Annotated in this window: 16 protein-coding genes, 7 tRNA genes and 1 pseudogene; 16 read left to right on the top strand and 8 right to left on the bottom strand. The window is 72.6% G+C overall.

Going from position 1 to position 18,519, the window contains the following annotated elements; all coding sequences use genetic code 11:
• Positions 1 to 114: 114 nt before the first annotated feature.
• Both NHG27_RS11695 and NHG27_RS11690 read left to right on the top strand, forming a co-directional pair.
• Positions 115 to 1,704 carry a sialidase family protein gene (locus NHG27_RS11695; RefSeq protein WP_497016411.1) on the top strand — a complete coding sequence of 530 codons (1,590 nt, stop codon included), beginning with the start codon at positions 115 to 117 and terminating at the stop codon, positions 1,702 to 1,704.
• Between the two features lie 202 nt (positions 1,705 to 1,906).
• Positions 1,907 to 2,047, top strand: coding sequence for a hypothetical protein (locus NHG27_RS11690; protein WP_193719944.1), 141 nt, complete (start codon positions 1,907 to 1,909; stop codon positions 2,045 to 2,047).
• 22 nt (positions 2,048 to 2,069) lie between these two features.
• Here NHG27_RS11690 and NHG27_RS11685 read toward each other — a convergent pair whose 3' ends face one another.
• Entirely contained in the window at positions 2,070 to 2,756 is a 687-nt protein-coding gene (locus NHG27_RS11685; protein ID WP_497016410.1) for a DNA alkylation repair protein, read from the bottom strand.
• 309 nt (positions 2,757 to 3,065) lie between these two features.
• Between NHG27_RS11685 and NHG27_RS11680 the strand changes: the two genes are divergently transcribed.
• A complete protein-coding gene (locus NHG27_RS11680) occupies positions 3,066 to 4,478 on the top strand; it encodes a hemolysin family protein (protein ID WP_227748464.1) in 1,413 nt (470 codons plus the stop codon).
• A complete protein-coding gene (locus tag NHG27_RS11675) occupies positions 4,475 to 5,488 on the top strand; it encodes a hemolysin family protein (protein WP_193719942.1) in 1,014 nt (337 codons plus the stop codon). The genes NHG27_RS11680 and NHG27_RS11675 overlap by 4 nt, the downstream gene beginning before the upstream one ends.
• Before the next feature lie 722 nt (positions 5,489 to 6,210).
• Here NHG27_RS11675 and NHG27_RS11670 read toward each other — a convergent pair.
• The 3 genes from NHG27_RS11670 to NHG27_RS11660 all read right to left on the bottom strand — a co-directional run bounded on the left by NHG27_RS11670 (position 6,211) and on the right by NHG27_RS11660 (position 9,797).
• The gene (locus NHG27_RS11670) at positions 6,211 to 6,657 is read right to left on the bottom strand and encodes a hypothetical protein (RefSeq protein ID WP_497016409.1); all 447 of its coding nucleotides are present in this window, start codon (positions 6,655 to 6,657) and stop codon (positions 6,211 to 6,213) included.
• Complete coding sequence (gene gadC, locus NHG27_RS11665) at positions 6,654 to 8,114, bottom strand: glutamate/gamma-aminobutyrate antiporter GadC (RefSeq protein WP_193719940.1); 1,461 nt, start codon at positions 8,112 to 8,114, stop codon at positions 6,654 to 6,656. Before gadC ends, NHG27_RS11670 begins: the two co-directional genes overlap by 4 nt.
• 153 nt (positions 8,115 to 8,267) lie before the next feature.
• Entirely contained in the window at positions 8,268 to 9,797 is a 1,530-nt protein-coding gene (locus tag NHG27_RS11660) for an MFS transporter (RefSeq protein ID WP_497016408.1), read from the bottom strand.
• A gap of 270 nt (positions 9,798 to 10,067) precedes the next feature.
• On the opposite strand from NHG27_RS11660, the gene NHG27_RS11655 reads away from it, so the two are divergent.
• Positions 10,068 to 10,301, top strand: a complete 234-nt coding sequence (locus NHG27_RS11655) for a PLDc N-terminal domain-containing protein (protein ID WP_497016407.1) — start codon at positions 10,068 to 10,070, stop codon at positions 10,299 to 10,301.
• Between the two features lie 81 nt (positions 10,302 to 10,382).
• Here the strand turns inward: NHG27_RS11655 and NHG27_RS11650 are convergent.
• From NHG27_RS11650 to NHG27_RS11640, 3 genes are all read right to left on the bottom strand, one after another.
• Positions 10,383 to 10,454, bottom strand: a tRNA-Val gene (locus tag NHG27_RS11650).
• A gap of 238 nt (positions 10,455 to 10,692) precedes the next feature.
• Positions 10,693 to 11,562 carry an aminotransferase class IV gene (locus NHG27_RS11645; RefSeq protein ID WP_497016406.1) on the bottom strand — a complete coding sequence of 290 codons (870 nt, stop codon included), beginning with the start codon at positions 11,560 to 11,562 and terminating at the stop codon, positions 10,693 to 10,695.
• A gap of 4 nt (positions 11,563 to 11,566) precedes the next feature.
• Positions 11,567 to 12,829: a chorismate-binding protein gene (locus tag NHG27_RS11640; protein ID WP_497016405.1), complete on the bottom strand. Its 1,263-nt coding sequence runs from the start codon at positions 12,827 to 12,829 to the stop codon at positions 11,567 to 11,569.
• 204 nt (positions 12,830 to 13,033) lie between these two features.
• Between NHG27_RS11640 and NHG27_RS11635 the strand changes: the two genes are divergently transcribed.
• The 9 genes from NHG27_RS11635 to NHG27_RS11595 all read left to right on the top strand — a co-directional run bounded on the left by NHG27_RS11635 (position 13,034) and on the right by NHG27_RS11595 (position 16,087).
• Positions 13,034 to 13,105 (top strand) — tRNA-Gly (locus NHG27_RS11635).
• A gap of 37 nt (positions 13,106 to 13,142) precedes the next feature.
• A tRNA-Cys gene (locus NHG27_RS11630) sits at positions 13,143 to 13,213 on the top strand.
• Positions 13,214 to 13,259: 46 nt separating this feature from the next.
• Positions 13,260 to 13,334, top strand: a tRNA-Val gene (locus NHG27_RS11625).
• Between the two features lie 419 nt (positions 13,335 to 13,753).
• A tRNA-Gly gene (locus tag NHG27_RS11620) sits at positions 13,754 to 13,825 on the top strand.
• A gap of 37 nt (positions 13,826 to 13,862) precedes the next feature.
• Positions 13,863 to 13,933: transfer RNA gene (locus tag NHG27_RS11615), tRNA-Cys, on the top strand.
• Positions 13,934 to 13,979: 46 nt separating this feature from the next.
• Positions 13,980 to 14,054, top strand: a tRNA-Val gene (locus NHG27_RS11610).
• A 275-nt stretch (positions 14,055 to 14,329) separates the two neighbouring features.
• Positions 14,330 to 15,310, top strand: a complete 981-nt coding sequence (locus NHG27_RS11605) for a hypothetical protein (RefSeq protein ID WP_497016404.1) — start codon at positions 14,330 to 14,332, stop codon at positions 15,308 to 15,310.
• Between the two features lie 113 nt (positions 15,311 to 15,423).
• Complete coding sequence (locus tag NHG27_RS11600) at positions 15,424 to 15,747, top strand: DUF2277 domain-containing protein (protein ID WP_497016403.1); 324 nt, start codon at positions 15,424 to 15,426, stop codon at positions 15,745 to 15,747.
• A 37-nt stretch (positions 15,748 to 15,784) separates the two neighbouring features.
• Positions 15,785 to 16,087 (top strand): hypothetical protein, encoded by a 303-nt coding sequence (locus tag NHG27_RS11595; protein ID WP_497016402.1) that lies wholly within the window; start codon positions 15,785 to 15,787, stop codon positions 16,085 to 16,087.
• Positions 16,088 to 16,143: 56 nt separating this feature from the next.
• On the opposite strand, the gene NHG27_RS11590 is transcribed toward NHG27_RS11595, so the two are convergent.
• Positions 16,144 to 16,377, bottom strand: a complete 234-nt coding sequence (locus NHG27_RS11590; RefSeq protein WP_193719933.1) for a hypothetical protein — start codon at positions 16,375 to 16,377, stop codon at positions 16,144 to 16,146.
• Positions 16,378 to 16,623: 246 nt separating this feature from the next.
• Between NHG27_RS11590 and NHG27_RS11585 the strand changes: the two are divergent.
• Positions 16,624 to 17,619 (top strand): annotated as a pseudogene (locus tag NHG27_RS11585) (SulP family inorganic anion transporter); the annotation flags it as partial.
• Positions 17,620 to 17,692: 73 nt separating this feature from the next.
• Positions 17,693 to 18,454: an STAS domain-containing protein gene (locus NHG27_RS11580; protein WP_497016401.1), complete on the top strand. Its 762-nt coding sequence runs from the start codon at positions 17,693 to 17,695 to the stop codon at positions 18,452 to 18,454.
• Positions 18,455 to 18,519: the final 65 nt, after the last annotated feature.

Raw genomic sequence — 18,519 nt, 5'->3', positions numbered from 1 at the left:
CCTCCGCGCGAGGGTGCGCGACGCCGTCGGGCAGGGTGGCCAGGTCCGGCACCGGGGCCGACTCGCCGCCCGGCGAGGCTTGGTCCTGGGCACCGGGCGGGGTACTTCTAGAGGATGCGCACGAACCCCCACGAACTCACCCATCAGGTGCTGGCCGCTCGCGGCGTCGGCGGCCACCGCCAGTACCGCATCCCCGCCCTCGCCGTCTCGACGCGCGGCACCGTCCTCGCGGCCTACGACGGGCGCCCCAACCTCGACGACCTGCCGAACACGATCGACCTGCTGGTCCGGCGCAGCCTCGACCACGGCCGCACCTGGGAGCCCCAGCAGGACGTGCGCGTCGGCACAGGGCTCCAGGGCTTCGGCGACCCCAGCCTGCTCGTCGACCGCGTCACGGGGCGCATCTTCTGCTTCCACGCGGCGGGGACCCACGCGGGGTTCTTCGAGGCCGTCGAGGGGCTCGAGCCCGAGGACGACGTCCAGCACGTCGACCTGTCCTTCTCCGACGACGACGGCCTGACCTGGACCCACCGTCGGGTGACGGCCTCGCTCAAGCCGCAGGGCGTCACGGGGCTGTTCGCCGCGGCCGGCACCGGGATCCAGCTCGAGACCGGCCCGTACGCGGGCCGCCTGCTCCAGCAGATGGTCCTGCTCCTCGGCGGGGAGATCCGCGCCGCGTCCGCGTACTCCGACGACCACGGCGAGACCTGGACGCTGGGCGAGCCCACGGGCCCCGGGGCCAACGAGAACAAGGTCGTCGAGCTGCACGACGGGCGCGTGCTCCTGAGCTCGCGCGCGCAGGGCTGCCGGGTCCAGGCCGTCTCGACCGACGGCGGCCGCACCTACGGGCCGCTGACACCGGTGCCGGACCTGCCCGACCCGAGCGACAACGGGAGCATCCTGCGACTCGGGGCCGTGACCGACGCGACCGCGCCCCTGCTGGTGACCAACAACCGCGACGCCGACCTGCGCCGCAACACCGTCCTCAGCGTGTCGTACGACGAGGGCGCGACCTGGCGGCCTGCGCTGACGCTCTGCGCGGGCTCGAGCGCGTACTCGACCGCAGCGGTCCTCGCCGACGGCTCGCTCGGGGTGCTCTACGAGCGCGACGGGTACCGCGAGATCGTCTTCGCACGGGTCGGGGCCGAGGCGCTCTCGCCCGCGGCGCTCACGCAGGCCGTCGAGGCGTTCGCCGACGACGACGGCGGCGCCTTCACCATGGTGCTGCGCTCGATCACGCCGGGTCGTCCCGCGCAGTGGGTCAGCGTGGGCGCGTCGCACGTCGTCCCGGCCGAGGGCGGGGACTGGGGCGTGCACACCTGGAAGGAGATCGGGCAGGGCTACGACGGCGACCAGGTCCTCGGCACGCGCGAGGCCCAGGACGTCAACTACGGCCCCGCCGCACCAGGGCTGCGCGCGGGCGACATCCTCGCGTTCACCGGTCGGTTCCGGCACCGTGGCCCGGGGCCCGTCACCGCCGCGCTGGGCGGGAACCTCGACGGCGACGTCCCCGGGGACTTCCCCGCCGTACGCCTCGCCCCCGGCGAGGCCACCCTCTTCTTCACCCCGACCTACACCGTGACCGCGGCCGACGTGGCGCGCGGCGAGGCACGCGTCGAGTGCGTGGTCCAGGCGGGGGACGTCCGCTTCGAGCGGGCGTTCCGCGCGGACACCGTGACCGGGGAGGTCGTGGCGGTCGCCTAGGCCCGCCGGCCCGGCCCGACGGCGTGCGGAACCCTCGACCGGGAGGTCTCGCACGCCGTCGGGCCGGGCCGCAGGCCCCCTGGGCCACCGCAGCGCGCGGGACCTTTCCGCCGGTCCCCCTGTGCCGACGACGGCGGCGCGACTAGCGTGGTGGGTGGCGCCGCGCGACGGATGGCGTCGCCCGCCGTCGAGGAGGTGCGTCATGAAGGACGTGCGCTGCACGGTGGGCTGGCACCGGTGGCAGAAGCGGTACGTCGAGGACTCGCAGTACGTCGTGTGCACCCGGTGCGGCCGCGAGCGCAACACCGTGCCCGCGGGGCCGCTCGGCGGTCTGGGGGGTTGACGCGCGGCCGCCCGGGCGGCCGCTACGCCGAGTCGCTGCGCCGGACGATCTCCGCGATCCAGGCGGGCGCGAAGGGCGACGTGCAGCCCGGGGGCGTCGGGTAGTCCTTGAGGACCTCGAGCCGCTCACCGATGCTCACCGCGCGGGCACGGAGCCCCGGGTGGTGGATGCCGAGGGTGGCGAGGCACTCGTTCATGGCCCACTGCAGGCGCTCGGGGGCGTCCTTCATGTCGGCCTCGACCCGGTCGAGGAGGCCGGGCAGGTCGAGCCCGTCGGGGGACTTCGCGACACGGTCGGTCGTCAGCGCCCACCCGGCGCTCGCGACGACCGGGTCGGGGTCGGCGAACCACGCGGTGCGCAGCTCCTCGACGTGCGGGCTCCTCGTGACGACGTAGCTCACGAGCCACCCGTGGACCTTGGGCACGCGGGCGTCGCGCAGCATGGCGTCGAGCTCGGCGGCCGACCAGGCCTTGGGCCGGCAGACCAGGACCGCGACGAGGCGGGCCGCGGTGTCCCCCGTCTCCCAGAGGCCGCGCGCGAGGTCGTGCTGGGTCTTGAGGCTCTTGGCGACCGCACGCAGCCTCGTCAGGTTGACGCCGTGGTCGTCCCCGTGCCGTTCGTTGACCGCGCGGATCCTGGGGTCCTCCAGAGCCTCGAGCTCGGCCAGCACGTCGTCGACGGTCGCCTGGGCCGCGGTGGTCGTCGCCATGCCGGTCTCCTCGTTCGTTCGGTGCTCGCACCAGCGTACGTCGGGGCCCTGGCGGCGTGAGCGTCCCGGGGGGCGCGGCACGGTGGTACCGGGGGGCGCGGGCGCGGCACAGGGGCGCCGGGGCCCTGCACGGCCTCAGCGCGCACGCCGAGCGCGGGAAGAAATTCGTGCGGGAATCCGGGAACGCACGGGCGCGCCTCCGCGTTGACCTGACGGAATCTACCCGCGATCTGAGAGAGACATGGACGCAGACAGTACGAACCCCCTTGTGCCGGCCACCGATGCTGCGACGAGGGGGTGCAGGTTCTGATGTGGGTGCTGACACTGCTGCTCGGCGTCGTCGTGATCGTGGCGATCACCGCCGTGACCGGCTACTTCGTCGCCCAGGAGTTCGCGTACATGGCCGTCGACCGGTCACGGTTGAGCGCGCGTGCGAGCACCGGGGACGCGGGGGCGCAGCGCGCCCTGGCCGTCACCAAGCGCACGTCCTTCATGCTCTCGGGCGCCCAGCTGGGCATCACCGTGACGGGGCTCCTCGTCGGCTACGTCGCCGAGCCGCTCGTCGGCGAGTCCCTGGGTGAGGCCATGGGGGGCGTCGGGGTCCCGACCGGCGTGGGCATCGCGGTGGGCACCGTCCTGGCGCTGGTGTTCTCGACGTTCATCCAGATGATCTTCGGAGAGCTGTTCCCCAAGAACCTCGCGATCGCCCGGCCCGAGCCCGTCGCCCTGTGGCTCGCCCGGTCGACGACCATCTACCTCGCCGTGTTCGGCTGGCTCATCAAGATCTTCGACCAGGCCTCGAACCTTCTCCTCAAGGCGCTGCGGATCGAGCCCGTCCACGACGTCGAGCACTCGGCGACGGCGCGCGACCTCGAGCACATCGTGGCCGACTCCCGCCAGAGCGGCGACCTGCCCGCCGAGCTCTCGGTGCTCCTGGACCGCATCCTCGACTTCCCCGAGCGCGACGTCGAGCACGCCATGATCCCGCGGGCCCACGTCGACGTCGTGCACGCCGACGACACCCTCGCGCAGGTGCGGGCGCGCATGGCCGCCGGACACTCGCGCTACCCGGTGCTCACCGACGACGACCAGGTCGTGGGCGTCGTCCACCTCGTGGACGTCCTGGCCTCGGCCCACGACGACACCGTCCGCGCCCAGGACTTCATGCGCCCCGTGGTCGTGATCCCGACCGCGATGAGCCTGCCCGACGCGCTGAGCGAGCTCACCGAGACCCGCAACCAGCTCGCGTGCGTGATCGACGAGTACGGCGGGTTCGCGGGCGTCCTGACGGCCGAGGACCTGGCCGAGGAGCTCGTCGGGGAGATCACCGACGAGCACGACCCCGCGACGCCCACGATCGCCCCGCGCGACGACGACGGGGTCTGGGTCATGCCCGGGGACACCCACATCGACGAGGTCGAGCGCGCGATCGGCCGCGACCTGCCGCGCGGCGACTACGAGACGATCGCCGGCCTGGTCATCGACCAGCACGGTTCGCTGCTCGAGCCCGGCGAGGGCGTCGTGGTCGAGCTCCCGCTCGACCCCGCCGACCTGGCCCTCGCCGCCGAGCCGGAGCCCGCCTGGATGCGCGTGGACGTGATCGAGGTCGAGCGCCACGTGCCGTCCCTCGTCCGTGTGACGTTCCCGACGGACGACCGGCCGCTGCCTGTACCCGACACCGCGCCCGACGCGGCACCCGAGACTGAGGAGGGCGACCGATGAGCAACCCCTGGGTCGTCGTGACCATCACCGTCGTCATCATCGCGCTCAGCGCGTTCTTCGTCGCCGTCGAGTTCGCGCTGCTCGCCGCCAAGCGGCACCGTCTCGAGGACGCCGCCCCGAACAGCCGTTCGGCCCGCGCGGCGCTGCGCAGCTCGACCGAGCTGACGGTCCTGCTCGCCGGGTCGCAGCTCGGCATCACGGCCTGCACCCTGGCGCTCGGTGCCATCACCAAGCCCGCCGTCCACCACTGGCTCACGCCCGCGTTCGAGGCGTGGGGCGCACCCCTGTGGGTCGCGGACGCCGCCGGGTTCGTCCTCGCGCTGATCATCGTGACGTTCCTGCACCTGGTCGTCGGCGAGATGGCACCCAAGTCGTGGGCCATCGCCCACCCCGAGACGTCGGCCACCCTGCTGGCGATCCCGATGCGCGGCTTCATGTGGCTGACCCGTCCTCTGCTGACCGGGCTCAACAACATGGCCAACTGGTGCCTGACCAAGGTGGGCGTCGAGCCCACCGGTCAGGTGGCCTCCGGGCAGAGCGCCGACGACCTGCGCCACCTCGTCGAGCACTCGGCCAACGTGGGCGCCCTCGACCCGTCGTACTTCGCGCAGCTGTCCGGCGCGCTGGACCTGCAGACCCTCACCGTGGGCGACCTGCTCACGGGCCGGGGTCGGCCCACCAAGGTCCCGCTCGACGCCACGGTCGACGACGTCCAGGAGGCCACGCGCTCGTCGGGGCACCTGCGCATCCTGCTCGGCGACGAGGAGACCGTCGCGGGGGTCGTGCACGTGCGCGACACCCTCGACGTGGACGGCGACCGCCCTGCGGCCGACCTCATGCGTCCCCCGTTCACCCTCGAACGGTCCGTCCCCGTCTACGCGGCCCTCGCCCAGATGCGCGAGACCCGCAACCACCTCGCCGTCGTGACCGACGGCGCCTCGGTCGCCGGCGTCATCGCCCTCTCGGACGTCATGGCACGGCTCTTCCCGCGGGAGGCCGTCCCGGCCTGACCTGCGGCGTGCCCGCTCGCGAGTCGCGGGCGGGGGCCGGACTGACCACGACGCCTCACCCGGCCGAAGGACCGGGTGAGGCGTCGTCGTCCCCGGGGCGGCGTCGTCGGGCCGGGGGCCACCTGACCCGGCCGCCCGGCAGGCTGACCGTCCCAGGTCACGGGGCCCTCGACGTCGTCGGCGGCGCCGGAGGTGTGCGACAGGAGCTGGCCGTAGACGGTCGCGAGCAGCGTCTTGCCCACGCTCGCCGAGTGGTACGGGCTGTCGACCCGGGCGGGGACGTCGCTGCCCGCACGCTCGGTGCCGACCGCGTACTGCACGAGCCGGTCGTCCGGGGCCGAGTACACGGTCAGGAGCGCGCTGGACAGCGTCGGTTCCTCGTCGACGGCGTCACGCAGCCGCCGCTCGATGGCCTGGTCGACCTGTTCCCGCGGCAGCGGGCGGTTCGCGGAGGCCAGGGCGCCGACCCCCACCACGGCCCAGCGCCGCGACGCCGCCCGTGACCCCCCAGAAGATCTTCGTGCGCCGTCTCATGTCCGTCTCCCCGTGTGCTCGACGAGCGTTCCCGGTGGAGCGCTCGGTGACACGGCGAACGTGCGCAGGAGACGGGGTGGCGGAGAACGGTCCGGGGCCGACAGGTCTCGACGGGCGGCTGACCGGTCGCCAGGGGGCGGCGAACGACCAGGTGCGGGCGACAAGGCAGACGTCGCACCGGTCGCGGGTCAGGTCCCCGCCACGTCGTCGGTCTTGAGGCCGTCGACGAACTCCTGGAAGTCGGCCAGCTCGTCGGGGCAGTAGATCTCGATGATGAGCAGCTGACCCTGGACGACGCGGCTGTCGGCGATGACCGGGCGGGACCCGGGGCCGCCGGCCCCGTTCGCGAGCTGGGCGAGCAGGGTGGCCCGGCTGAGAGCCTCGTTCGGGTCGGTGCAGGTGGCGCCCCCGTCGTCACCGAGGACGCGCACCACCTGGTCCTTGTCGGGGGTGCGAGCACCGAGCTCCTCGAGCGCGGCGATCAGCTCGTCCGCCTTCTCCGAGGCCCGCGCCGTCTCCCGGGCGGTGCCGAACGCGAGGACCGCCCACAGCACCATCGCCGCGAGGACCACGCACGCGCCGAGGTAGATCCACCGTCGTTCGCGTCGCGGCTGGTTCTCCACCGGCGTGCTCACGAGGCCACCTCCGGTGACTCGGCCTGCTTCCAGGACGGCTTGCGGAACCGGTAGAACAGGAATGGTACGAGCAGGCCCAGCCCCAGGGCTCCGCCGCCGACGACCAGGAAGTAGACCAGCGGGCTGCCCGAGGAGAACTGCGACGGCGGGACGAACCCGACCAGCAGGGCGGCCAGGGAGGCCGCGAAGCCGACGCCGCACAGGCTGACGAGCATCGGGGCCCGGAAGCCCCGCGGGTGGTCGGGCTGCCGCCGCCGCAGGTTGATCGCGGCCACGAACATCAGCAGGTACATGATCAGGTACACCTGCGTCGTGATGACCGAGAAGATCCAGTACGCGCTCGACACGTCGGGGATCAGCGCGTACGCGAGCCCGATCACGGTGGTCACGATCCCCTGCACCACCAGGATGTTCTGCTGGACACCGTTCTTGTTGAGCCGCTGCAGGAACGGCGGGAGGTACCCCTCCTGCCGCGAGATGAGCAGCAGACCCTTGGACGGGCCGGCGAGCCAGGTGAGCATGCCGCCGAGCGAGGCCGTGACCAGCATGATCCCCACGACCGGGGTCAGCCACTGCCACCCGAAGTTCGCGAACACGGCGTCGAAGGCCTGCATCACGCCGGCCGTGAGCGAGAGCTCCTCGGCGGGCACGATCCAGCTGATCGCCAGGGCGGGGAGGATGAAGATCGCCAGCACCATGCCCATCGCGAGGAACATCGACCTCGGGAACTGCTTCGCGGGGTCCTTCAGCGACGACACGTGGACCGCGTTCATCTCCATGCCGGAGTAGGACAGGAAGTTGTTGACGATGAGGACGAGGCTCGAGAGCCCGGCCCAGGCGGGCAGCAGGTTGTCCGCGGTCATGGGCGCGGCCGACTCGTTCCCCTGCCCCAGGAAGACGACACCGAGCGTCACGAGGACGACGCCGGGGACCAGGGTCCCGATGATGAGCCCACCGCTCGCCAGTCCGGCCACGCCCTTGGTGCCGCGTGACGAGACCCAGACTCCGGACCAGTAGACGACGATGATCACGGCCGCCGTCCACACCCCGCTGCTGGCGAGGGCGGGGTTGATGACGTAGGCGAGGGTGCTCGCGACGAACCCGAGCAGGCTCGGGTAGTAGAAGATCGTCATGGCGAACTGGCACCACACCGCGAGGAAGCCCATCGGCTTGGAGATGCCCTCGGAGACCCACTTGTAGATGCCGCCTGTCCAGCCCGACGCCAGCTCGGCCGAGACCAGCGACGTGGGCAGCAGGAAGACGACCGCCGGCAGCAGGTAGAGGAACACGCACGCCAGGCCGTAGACCGCCATGGTCGGTGCCGCACGGAGGCTGGCGACCGAGCTCGTGGTCATCATCGCCAGCGCGACCCAGGAGATCCACTGGGTGTTCGTCGCCCGGGTGCGAGCAGCCGGGACCGCCGCCGCGCCGTCGACCGGGATGTCGGCGGCGCTCATCGTGCTTCCGGAGCGGGCTCGTGCACGGTCATGGGTGCCTCCGTCGGCATGGTCGGTCCGGCTCTCCTCCGAGTGTGCGGCGGGCGGCGACCGTCGCACGTCATCCAGATCGAGTGAACTGCGGGCCGGTCATCACCCGGCGGCCGCCGTCGTTCATCCCCGGTCGGCGCCCGTCCGACCGGCCGGCACCCCGGCCGTCGCCGACGTGGGCAGGGTGTAGGAGACCGCGGCAGCGGCCGCGGCGGCGTCGTCGAGCGTCCCCTTCATCGCACGGTGGCGGCCGATGACGAACGCCATCAGGACCCCGAGGAAGCTGAAGACCGCCATCATCCACGCGGCCGCGGCCAGCCCTGCGGCGAGGGCCGCGTCGGGGGCGGCGCCCTCGGCCGCACGGTTCGCGATGACGTTGCCGTAGATCGTGGCCGCGAGCGCGGTCGCCACGGCCGCCCCGACGTACCGGGCCATGTTCGAGATCCCCGAGGCGCCGCCGACCTGGTTCTCGGGCACCGCGGCCGTCGCCGCGGCCGACGCAGGGCTGTTCGACAGGCCCATGCCGACCGCGATCGCGACGAGCGGCAGCAGGAACGCCGGGTAGAGCCACGTCGCGTGGACGAAGCCGACGACGACGAAGCTGGCCGTGGTCAGGGCGAAGCCGATGCCGATCGTCTGACGGCCGCCGATCCTCGCTGCGAGCCGCGGCACGAGCGGGGCGATCACCACGAGCCCGACCGTGGCCGGAAGCGTCGCGAGGCCCGCCTGGAGCGGCGTGAAGCCCAACGTGGCGGGGTCCTGGAAGTACAGGCTCAGGAGGTACATCAGGCCGTTGATCGTGCCCGCACCGATGAGGATGGCGATGGTCGAGCCGACCAGGACGCGGTTGCGCAGCAGCGCGAGGTCCACGAGGGGCACGGCCACGCGCTTCTCGACGGCGACGAACGCCACCGCGGACCCGATCGTGATCGCGAAGCAGACGAGGGTGGGGACCGCGAACCACCCCCAGTCGCCGCTCTTGGTCACGCCCAGGATGAGGGGCGTCAAGGTCAGCGCGATGAGCACCGTGCCCGCGTAGTCGATCGTCCTGGGCCGGTCCGGGTCGCTCGACTCGGCGACCGTCAGGGCCGTCAGGACCATGCACAGGACCGCGACGACCGCGTCGATCCAGAAGAGCCCCTGCCACCCCGTGACGCCGACCAGGACTCCCCCGACCAGCGGGCCCGCCGCGGCGCCGACCGCCGCGGCCGCACCCCACAAGGACACCGCACGCATCTGCGCCTGGCCCGAGTTCGCCACCGACAGCAGGCTCAGCCCGCACGCCAGGATCGTCGCCCCCGCAGCCCCCTGGATCACACGGCCCGCGATCACCATGCCCCCGGAACCGGCGAGCGCGATCATCACGCACGAGACGACGAACAGCAGCAGCCCGAGCTGGAAGACGCGCCGGCGACCGAACACGTCGCCGAGCGAGCCCGACGTGACGATGACCGCCGCCCCGACCAGGGAGTACCCCGTGACCGCCCACTGGAGCGTCGTCACGGAGGTCCCGGTGTCCTGCGAGATCGCCGGGAGCAGGATGCTCACCGCCGAGGTGTTCGCGTTCACCACCAGCGTCGAGACGCACGTCGCCGCGAGGACTCCGCCCGCCCTGGCGCCGACCTGCCCACCACCCTGTGCACGCTCGCTCATCGCACTGCCCTCCTGTCGACGGCCCGGGCTCCTGCGCCCCGACCTCACGGTAGGGCAGACGACGACAGTCGACCTGTTGGACGGTGAACCGCTCGCTCGGACGCGCGGGGCGCCCGGAGGTCCGCGCACCGCGGGTCCGCGGGGGACGTGGCTCGTCCGGCTCACGGGCGTCGTGGGCGGGTAGGCCGGAGCCAGGCGCCGCGCGCGTCGGGTGGAGCACGCGTAGCGTCGTGGGAAACAGGTCGTCGTCCGGACACGAGAGGGGTGCTCATGGCACGCAAGAAGTCGTGGAACGAGTTCAGCGGTCGCAAGAAGGCGCTGATGGTGGTGGTCTCGCTCGTGCAGATCTCGCTCACGGTCGCGGGCTACCGCGACCTGGCCAAGCTGTCCGCGGACGAGGTCGAGGGCCCCAAGATCGCGTGGGGCGTGGCGATGCTCGCGAACTGGGTGGGCCCGATCGCCTACTTCGCGAAGGGCCGCAAGGGGCTGGGCCTCAACACCTGAGCCGAGCCGAACACCCGGAGCACATCACACGCAGAAGGCCCCTGATCAGCGTTTCCGCTGATCAGGGGCCTTCTCCTTCGGTGGGCGATACTGGGTTCGAACCAGTGACCTCTTCGGTGTGAACGAAGCGCGCTACCACTGCGCCAATCGCCCGCTGCGACTGAACCTCTCGGTCCGGCCGTGCGTCCTGGAAGATATTAGCCGTATTTCGACCCAGATCGCGAACTGGCCTCCAGAGCGGCCTCCCGACCGACCACGACGGGACTCCCCCAGCGTAGCGCTGCGGGCTCGGCATCGGCTCGATCCCGGGCCTCGCCGCCCATGTCGCCGGTCGTCCACCGGGATCGACCGGCCAGCCGTCGACCGGTCGACCGAGCCCAGCCACCGCACGTCAGGGGTCCATGCGCTCGCGTCGTCGACGGTCGAACAGCTCGCGGGCTGCGAGCGACAGCGCCCCGGCGGCGACCGGCACCCCGTCGAGCGAGACGACGGGCTGGATGTTGCGCACGCTCCCCGCGAGGGCGAGGCCGACGCCCGGGGCGGCTCCGCCGTCGGGCACGGGATTCACGACCTGGTCGAGGATCCCGAACGGGAGACGCGCCTCCCGGACGGGCAGCCCGTCCTCCGCGGCCCACTCCAGGAGCAGCTCGCGCGTGATGCCCGCGAGGCACCCTGACGAGAGCGGGGGCGTCAGGAGCTCGCCGCCGACCTCGACGAGGACGTTCGCGCCCGTGCCCTCGCACAGCTCGCCGACGGTGTTGGCGAGGATCGCCTCGTCGCCGCCCCGCGCGACGGCGTCGGCGAGGGCGACGACGTTCTCGGCGTAGGAGGTCGTCTTGAGCCCGGCCACGGCCGAGCGCTCGTTGCGCACCCAGGGCGAGCGGACCGCGCGGGACGTCGGGCCGGGCGACGCGGGACCCGCGGCGATGACGACGGTCTCCGCACCGTCCTCGCGCCCCGAGCCCAGCGGCCCGAAGCCTCCCGTGACCGTGACGCGCAGACGTCCCGCGCTCTCGCCCGCTGCGGCGAGGACCTGCGCGACGCCGTTGCGGATGCGCGCCTCGTCGGGCTCCGGCAGCCCCATGCCGGCCGCGGACCGGCCGAGGCGCCGCAGGTGGCGGGTCAGCGCGAACGCCTGGCCGCCGTACACGGCGCACGTCTCGAAGATCCCGTCCCCCACGGTGACGCCGTGGTCGAGCGCGCTCAGGGCGCGCTCCCGCGGCTCGACGAAGGACCCATCCACCCACACGACGATCGACATGACCTCAGTCTGCCGCAGCCGCGCTCGTCGGCGCAGGACCTCCCGAGGCGAGCGCGACGAGCCGCGCAGCCTTGAGCTCGGTCTCCTCCCACTCCTCGACCGGGTCGCTGCCCCACGTGATGCCGGCGCCGGTCCCGAACCGCAGCTCGTCGTCGGCCCACCAGAACGTCCGGATCCCGACGGCGAGCTCGGCCTCGCCCGCGTCACCGTCGACCCAGCCCACGGCTCCGCAGTACGGGCCGCGGGGGCCGCGCTCGAGGTCGCGGATGATCCGCAGCGCCGACGACTTGGGCGCGCCCGACACGGACGCGGGCGGGAACGTCGCGCCGAGCACCTGCCCCCACAGCCCGCCGGGCGCGCCGTCCTCGACCGAGACGCTGCCCTGCACGCGCGAGACGAGGTGCACCAGGCCGGGGTGCGCCTCGACGGCCAGGAGGTCCGTGACCTCGACCGAACCGGGCTCGCTCACGCGCTGCAGGTCGTTGCGCACGAGGTCGGTGATCATGACGTTCTCGGTGCGATCCTTCTCGCGCAGGCCGTCGACCGTGGGCGCGGTGCCCTTGATGGGCCCCGAGGTCAGCACGCCGTCCTGGAGCCGCAGGAACAGCTCGGGAGAGGCCGTCACGACCCACACGGGGTCGACGCCGCTCGCCGCGGGGACGTGGATCGCGCCCGCGTAGGGGGCGGGGTTCCCGGCGGCGAGGACGCGGGCGAGAGCCCGGGCGTCGGGTTCCTCGCGTCCTGCGGGCAGGGGCGCGCTCAGGACGCGGCAGATGTTGGCCTGGTAGACGTCGCCCTCGTGCACGGCGTCGCGGACGGCCGCCACGGCGGCCTGGTACTCGTCGCGGGACAGCGAGCTGCGCCAGGAGTCGGGGTCCGGTCCGCGCCAGGCCCCTTCCCCGCCCGACGGCGCCGCTCCCGTCGGGCGGTCGTCACGGCTCCTCGTGCGGTGGGCGAATCGCCAGGCGCGGGCTCGCCCGCCGTGCGCGGGGTCCTCGAAGTCGGCGACGACGAACCAGAGCCCCTCGGCGAGCCGCGCGGAGTCGACCGTGAGGTCGATGCACTCGACGACGCCCGTGCCGTGGCGGCCCGCGAAGGACGCGAAACCGGCCGCTGCACGGACCGGTGCGTCACGGACGGGCTCGACGGGAAGGCCGGAGGGGCGGGCGACCGGAGCGGTCTCGTGGTCCCCGTGCAGGTCAGAGCGCCGGGATCTGCGGGACGCAGCCCCCTCGACAGCGGGCTCGGAGCGTGACCCGCGCCTCATTCGACACCCCTGCCCCGAGTCGACGGATCGTCAGGAAGCCGCGGAACGTCGCGCATCCTGGGGGTTCTGCATCGCTGAGCTGGCACGTGACAACGCTACCGATCCTCGATGCGCGGCTCGTCCGGTTGGACGCCCGGCGCTTCGGTCCACTAAAGTCTGTGACGCGCCGAAAAACGCCGGAGAGATCCGGAGGACATCGGTCGCGCGGACGTGGCTCAGTGGTAGAGCATCACCTTGCCAAGGTGAGGGTCGCGGGTTCGAATCCCGTCGTCCGCTCGGATCAAGTCTTCGGACTGATCGGGTTCGAGTCCCTGGTGGAGTGGCCGAGAGGCGAGGCAGCGGCCTGCAAAGCCGTGCACGTGGGTTCGAATCCCATCTCCACCTCTCAGCACAGCAGTACCCTTGCGCTGTTCTCCCGCAGAACAGCTCTGGGCGATTGGCGCAGCGGTAGCGCGCTTCCCTGACACGGAAGAGGTCACTGGTTCGATCCCAGTATCGCCCACCACACCAAAGGCCGTCCCCCACCGGGACGGCCTTTCCTCATTCCTCGGTCCGCCGGCACGCAGCGGCACGACGCACTCCCCCCACCGCCGGACCCGAGCCCCACCCCAGGCCGAGGCCACCCCGCGAGCGGCAGGTTCGCCGATCCCCGGCGCCGGACAGCTCGATCACGCCCGCCCCCTCGTCCCGACCTCCGTCAGCGACGGCTCCGGCCGCTGCGACGCGAGACGGGTGGTCGCGTCCGAGACATGCGCGTGCGCCCGTCCCGGGAGGCCCTTCTCGGACGCGACCACCCGTCTCACCGTGCGCCGGCACGCCTTCCCACCCCTCCCACCTGGGGCTATTTGGACTCTTGCCCCATCTGTCGGCTAGAGTCTGTGACGCGCCGAAAAACGCCGGAGAGATCCGGAGGACATCGGTCGCGCGGACGTGGCTCAGTGGTAGAGCATCACCTTGCCAAGGTGAGGGTCGCGGGTTCGAATCCCGTCGTCCGCTCGGATCAAGTCTTCGGACTGATCGGGTTCGAGTCCCTGGTGGAGTGGCCGAGAGGCGAGGCAGCGGCCTGCAAAGCCGTGCACGTGGGTTCGAATCCCATCTCCACCTCTCAGCACAGCAGTACCCTTGCGCTGTTCTCCCGCAGAACAGCCCTGGGCGATTGGCGCAGCGGTAGCGCGCTTCCCTGACACGGAAGAGGTCACTGGTTCGATCCCAGTATCGCCCACCACACCAAAGGCCGTCCCCCACCGGGACGGCCTTTTCTCGTCCCCCCTCCTCCCCGCGCGCTCCTCGACGACCCGTGGGACGGTGTGACGCGGAGCACCCCTGCCGATGATGCCAGGGACGGCTCCGGCACCACGTGCCGAGCGCGGGCCACCCACCGGGAAGGGCACGCTCGGCGATCCACGGCCGCCCGTGGGGGCACACCTGAGGGAGGGACCTTCCTCAGATCCGGTCGGCAGGGCGCCGCCCGGAGCAGTCGAGCAACCGAGGAGCACCATCGTGACAGCTGACCAGAACGTGCCCGTCCCGCCTGGCTGGGTCGGAGGGTTCTCGACGTCGGACCCGGCCTTCGCCTACCCGGACCCGGACCTGTCGTCGTTGCCGCTGCTGGAGAACATGGCGAACATCGACCTCCTGGACCGCCAGCAGGCCGTGCTCTGGCCGGAGTTCAGCTGGGAGACGGTGCCGGGGACGCCGTCGTCCCGCGCGTACTCGATGTTCGCGCCGGACATCTCTCGCGTCGGGTACACGGACCGGGGCCGGGTGTACTCGGTCATCTGCCCGCAGCAGGGGACGTGCTCTCCGTCGTTGGGGACGCTGAACATCGAGGTGTCCGTGACGGGGCAGCGGGGGTGGGTCGACGAGCCGAGCCGGGAGGTCGCGGCCGACATCACCGTCGAGGGCAAGGTGTGGTTCAGCCCGAGCGCGACGCAGAACCCGCTCGTCAAGGCGGTCTGGGACGCGTTCGCGCAGTCCGGACGCCCGTTCCCGCACGACAAGGTGCATGCGATCAGGGTCCCCATCCATCGGCAGGGCGAGGAGACGGACGTCCTGCCGGGGCGCTCGGGGCAGACCACCTCGTTCCCGATCCCGGCCTTCGCCCAGCACGGCGACGAGGCGTGGGCCGTCGCGAACCTCGAGGCGCAGATCTCCCCGATCCGCGCGACGGGCGACTGGCTCGTCGACGAGTTCAACGGGCTCGTCATGGACGCGTTCAACCTGTCGTCGGGGAACCTGCTTGCCCCGGGGAACGTGCTGACGTGGAACGTGTGGTTCACCGAGCCGGCCCTCGTGGACCGCGAAGAGTGGCGCGAGCACGCCGAGAAGTGGCGGCGGTCGATCGACGCCTGCCACGGCAGCCCCGACGGCGACGGAAGCCCTCCGCGCTACGTCGACGGGACCCCGTTCGTCCCGGACCCCTTCGCGGTCGAGACGGAGCGCGAGACGATCGAGGCGTTCGTCGCGACGCGCCTGGCGTAGCGCACCGGCGCACGCCGTCTGCCGGGTCCGTGCGGCGAGGGCCCGGCAGACGGCCCGACGGCGCCGCTCGCCATCCCTTGAAGGTGCGGCGGGTGCCCCGTAGCGTCGGGAGCATGTGCAGAAACATCACCGCCCTGCGCGGGCTCGAGCCCCCGGCGACCGACGAGGAGATCCAGGCGGCCGCCCTCCAGTTCGTCCGCAAGGTCGCGGGCATCCAGTCGGTCAGCGCCTCGACGCGCGGCCCGGTCGACGCGGCCGTCGCCGAGGTCGCCGCGACCGTCACGCGGCTCCTCGCGGACCTTCCGGAGCGCCGGCAGCCGCCGAGCACGGTCCCTCCCCTGCGCCGGGCCGAGGTCCGGGCCCGGATCGCCGCTCGCGAGGCCGCGGAAGCGGAGCACGAACGGGCGCACGCGCTCGGGCTGGTCCACGAGCACTGATTCCGTGGGCGCCTCGGGCAGCGTCTAGGCTCGTCGGGTGGACTCCCGCGTCAACCAGCCCGTCACCGCAGAACCCGTCAGCGCCTCGATGCGCCGCGCCAAGGCCGAGGCGCGCACGTCGCACGTGACCATCGGGCAGGTCACCCGCACGGCGGAGGGCCGGGTCACGATCGACTGCTCGTGCGGCATGCAGCTCACGAACGGGCCGGACTGGTCGCTCGACGAGCACATCCGGCTCCACCGGGCCGAGGCCCGTTACGTCGCGCTGTCCAAGGTCGCTCCCGCCGGCATGCCCCGGCTCGTCGCCGTGGACCGCGACCGCTTGCCGACCGTGGACTGACCGGTCCCCCCGGCGCACCACGGGTCGGCCCGGCGTCCGGGCGCGCGCGCCGGCCGTCAGAGCTCGTCGGGGTCGTCCCAGGACCGCCCGCTCGACGTGCCGGAGGCCGGCTGACGTTCGACCTCCGAGAGCGAGTGGGGCGCCTTGGACGCGTCTCCGCCCTCTCGGACGTCGGCGTCCGCCTCGTCCTCGAGCCTGATGCGGGCGCGCGGAGAGATGCGCGCCGACGAGACGTCGCTCTCGTTCAGGTCGACCGCCTCGGACGTACGGTGCTCGCTCGTGCTGCTCATACCACCGGTCTAGCAGGTTCGACGCGGCGTCGCACGACTCCGCGCCGCCGAAGCCCCTCCTCCACCTCGTCGGGGCACGGGCGCCGCCCTGATCCGTGACGGTCGTCGTGACCTCGCGGGCGCTTGGCACACTATTTAGCGGGGTTCCTCGCTTCTCGGTCCTGACGACGGAGGACGGCGCGCACCCCTGGCCCCCCGCGAAGGCCTCCCTGCGCGCTCCTGCGCCCGCCGGGCAATACTCGGGCCATGACAGAGCTCGCACGGTCGCGCTCGTTCCTCGACCTGTTCCCCACTCTGCACGGGTACCACCTGGCCTCGCTGCGCACCGACGCCCTGGCCGGCCTGACCGCGGGCGCGGTGGTGATCCCCCAGGCCATGGCCTACGCGACGATCGCGGACCTCCCCGTCCAGTACGGCCTCTACACGTGCATGCTGCCGATGGTCGTCTACGCAGCCCTCGGAGGATCCCGCGCACTGAGCATGTCCACGACCTCGACCATCGCGACGCTCGTGGCGACCTCGCTCGTCGGCCTCTCCACGATCGACGGAGCCGGTGACTCCGACGCGAGGATCCGCGCCCTGGCCACCCTGACCGTGCTGGTCGGCGTGATCCTGGTCGCCGCCAGGCTCCTGCGCCTCGGCTCGCTCGTCGAGAACATCAGCCACGCGACGCTCACGGGTATCAAGGCGAGCGTCGGTCTGACCGTCGCCGTGGGACAGGTCCCCAAGCTGCTCGGCGCGCAAGAGACGCTCCACGGGCACGGCTTCGTGCCCGAGCTCCGTGCGGCGGCTCGGGCGCTCTCGGACGTCGACGGCACGACCGTGGTCCTCTCGCTCGTCTCGCTGGCCGTCCTCGTGGGCCTCAACCGGGCGTGGCCCCGCCTGCCCGCGCCCCTGATCGTGGTGGCCGGCGGGATCCTCGCCTCCGCGTTCGGCGGCATCACCGAACGCGGTGTGTCCCTTGTCTCGCCCATCCCGGCGGGCCTGCCCTCGATCGTGGTGCCCCGCCTGGGCGACGTGCCGCACCTGCTGCCCGCCGCGGCGGCCATCGCGATCATGGCGTTCCTCGAGTCCATCGCGGTCGCACGCGAGGTCCGCAACCGCAAGGACCCCCGCATCGACCCCGACCAGGAGCTCCTCGCGGTCGGTGCGGCGAGTCTCGTGGGGGGCTTCACGGCGGTCATCCCCGGTGCCGGCGGCTTCAGCCAGTCCGCCGTCGCCCAGCGCGCCGGGGCCCGCAGCCAGGTCGTCAGCGTCGTCACCGCAGCGCTCGCGGTCCTGGTGGCGATGTTCCTCGCCCCCCGTCCTGGACCACATGCCCGAAGCGACCCTCGGTGCCGTGGTGCTCGTGGCCACGCTCGGTCTCGTGGACGTCCGCGAGTTCCGTGCCCTGACGCGGTTCGACATCTCCGAGCTGTGGATCGCCGTCGCGACCACGCTCGTCGGGCTCCTCTCCGGGCTGCTCGCGGGGGTCGCCGCAGGCGTGCTCATGACCCTGTTCATCGTGCTGCGCGACCTCGACCGCCCGCAGGTCGAGGAGCTGCAGCACGGACCCGACGGATGGGACGTCGCGCTCGACGTGCCGACGGGCGACCCGGGGCCCGCGGCGTCGTCCGTCGCGGGAGGAGCGGGCAGCCCCGAGCACCCCGACCGACCGCTCGTCCTGCGCCTGCGCTCGATGCTCTACACGGCCAACGTCCGCCCCACGCTCGAGCGGGCCCTGCGGCTCACCCAGGCCGCACGGGCCCGGACGCTCGTGCTCGAGATGAGCGCCATGGACTGGGTGTCCTCGACCGTCGTGGACGAGCTCGAGGGGTTCGACGACGAGCTCGCGGCGAACGGCTGCCGTCTGATGCTCACCGAGATCCCCCCGACGCTCGTCGAGCGCCTGCGCAGCTCGGACTGGTTCCGAGAGGTCGAGCAGCAGGGGCGGGTCGTCCCGACGCTCGAGGACGCCGTCGGCCCGCGCCCCGGGGCCGGCACCACCGACGCTCCCCCGCCGACGCGCCCGTCGGACGAGCCGCCGTCGGGCCGGGACGTCCCGCCCGCTCCAGCAGGGCCCCGCGCCGGAGAGTGAGACCCGGCACGTTCTCGCGGCGCGCGCCGTGGGCGACAACGCGCCGACGGGATGACACAGTCGTC

This window comes from Oerskovia sp. 140933 (genome assembly GCF_059651515.1).
The sequence above is the reverse complement of the archived record's forward strand: the minus strand, read 5'-3'. Positions and strand labels throughout refer to the sequence as shown.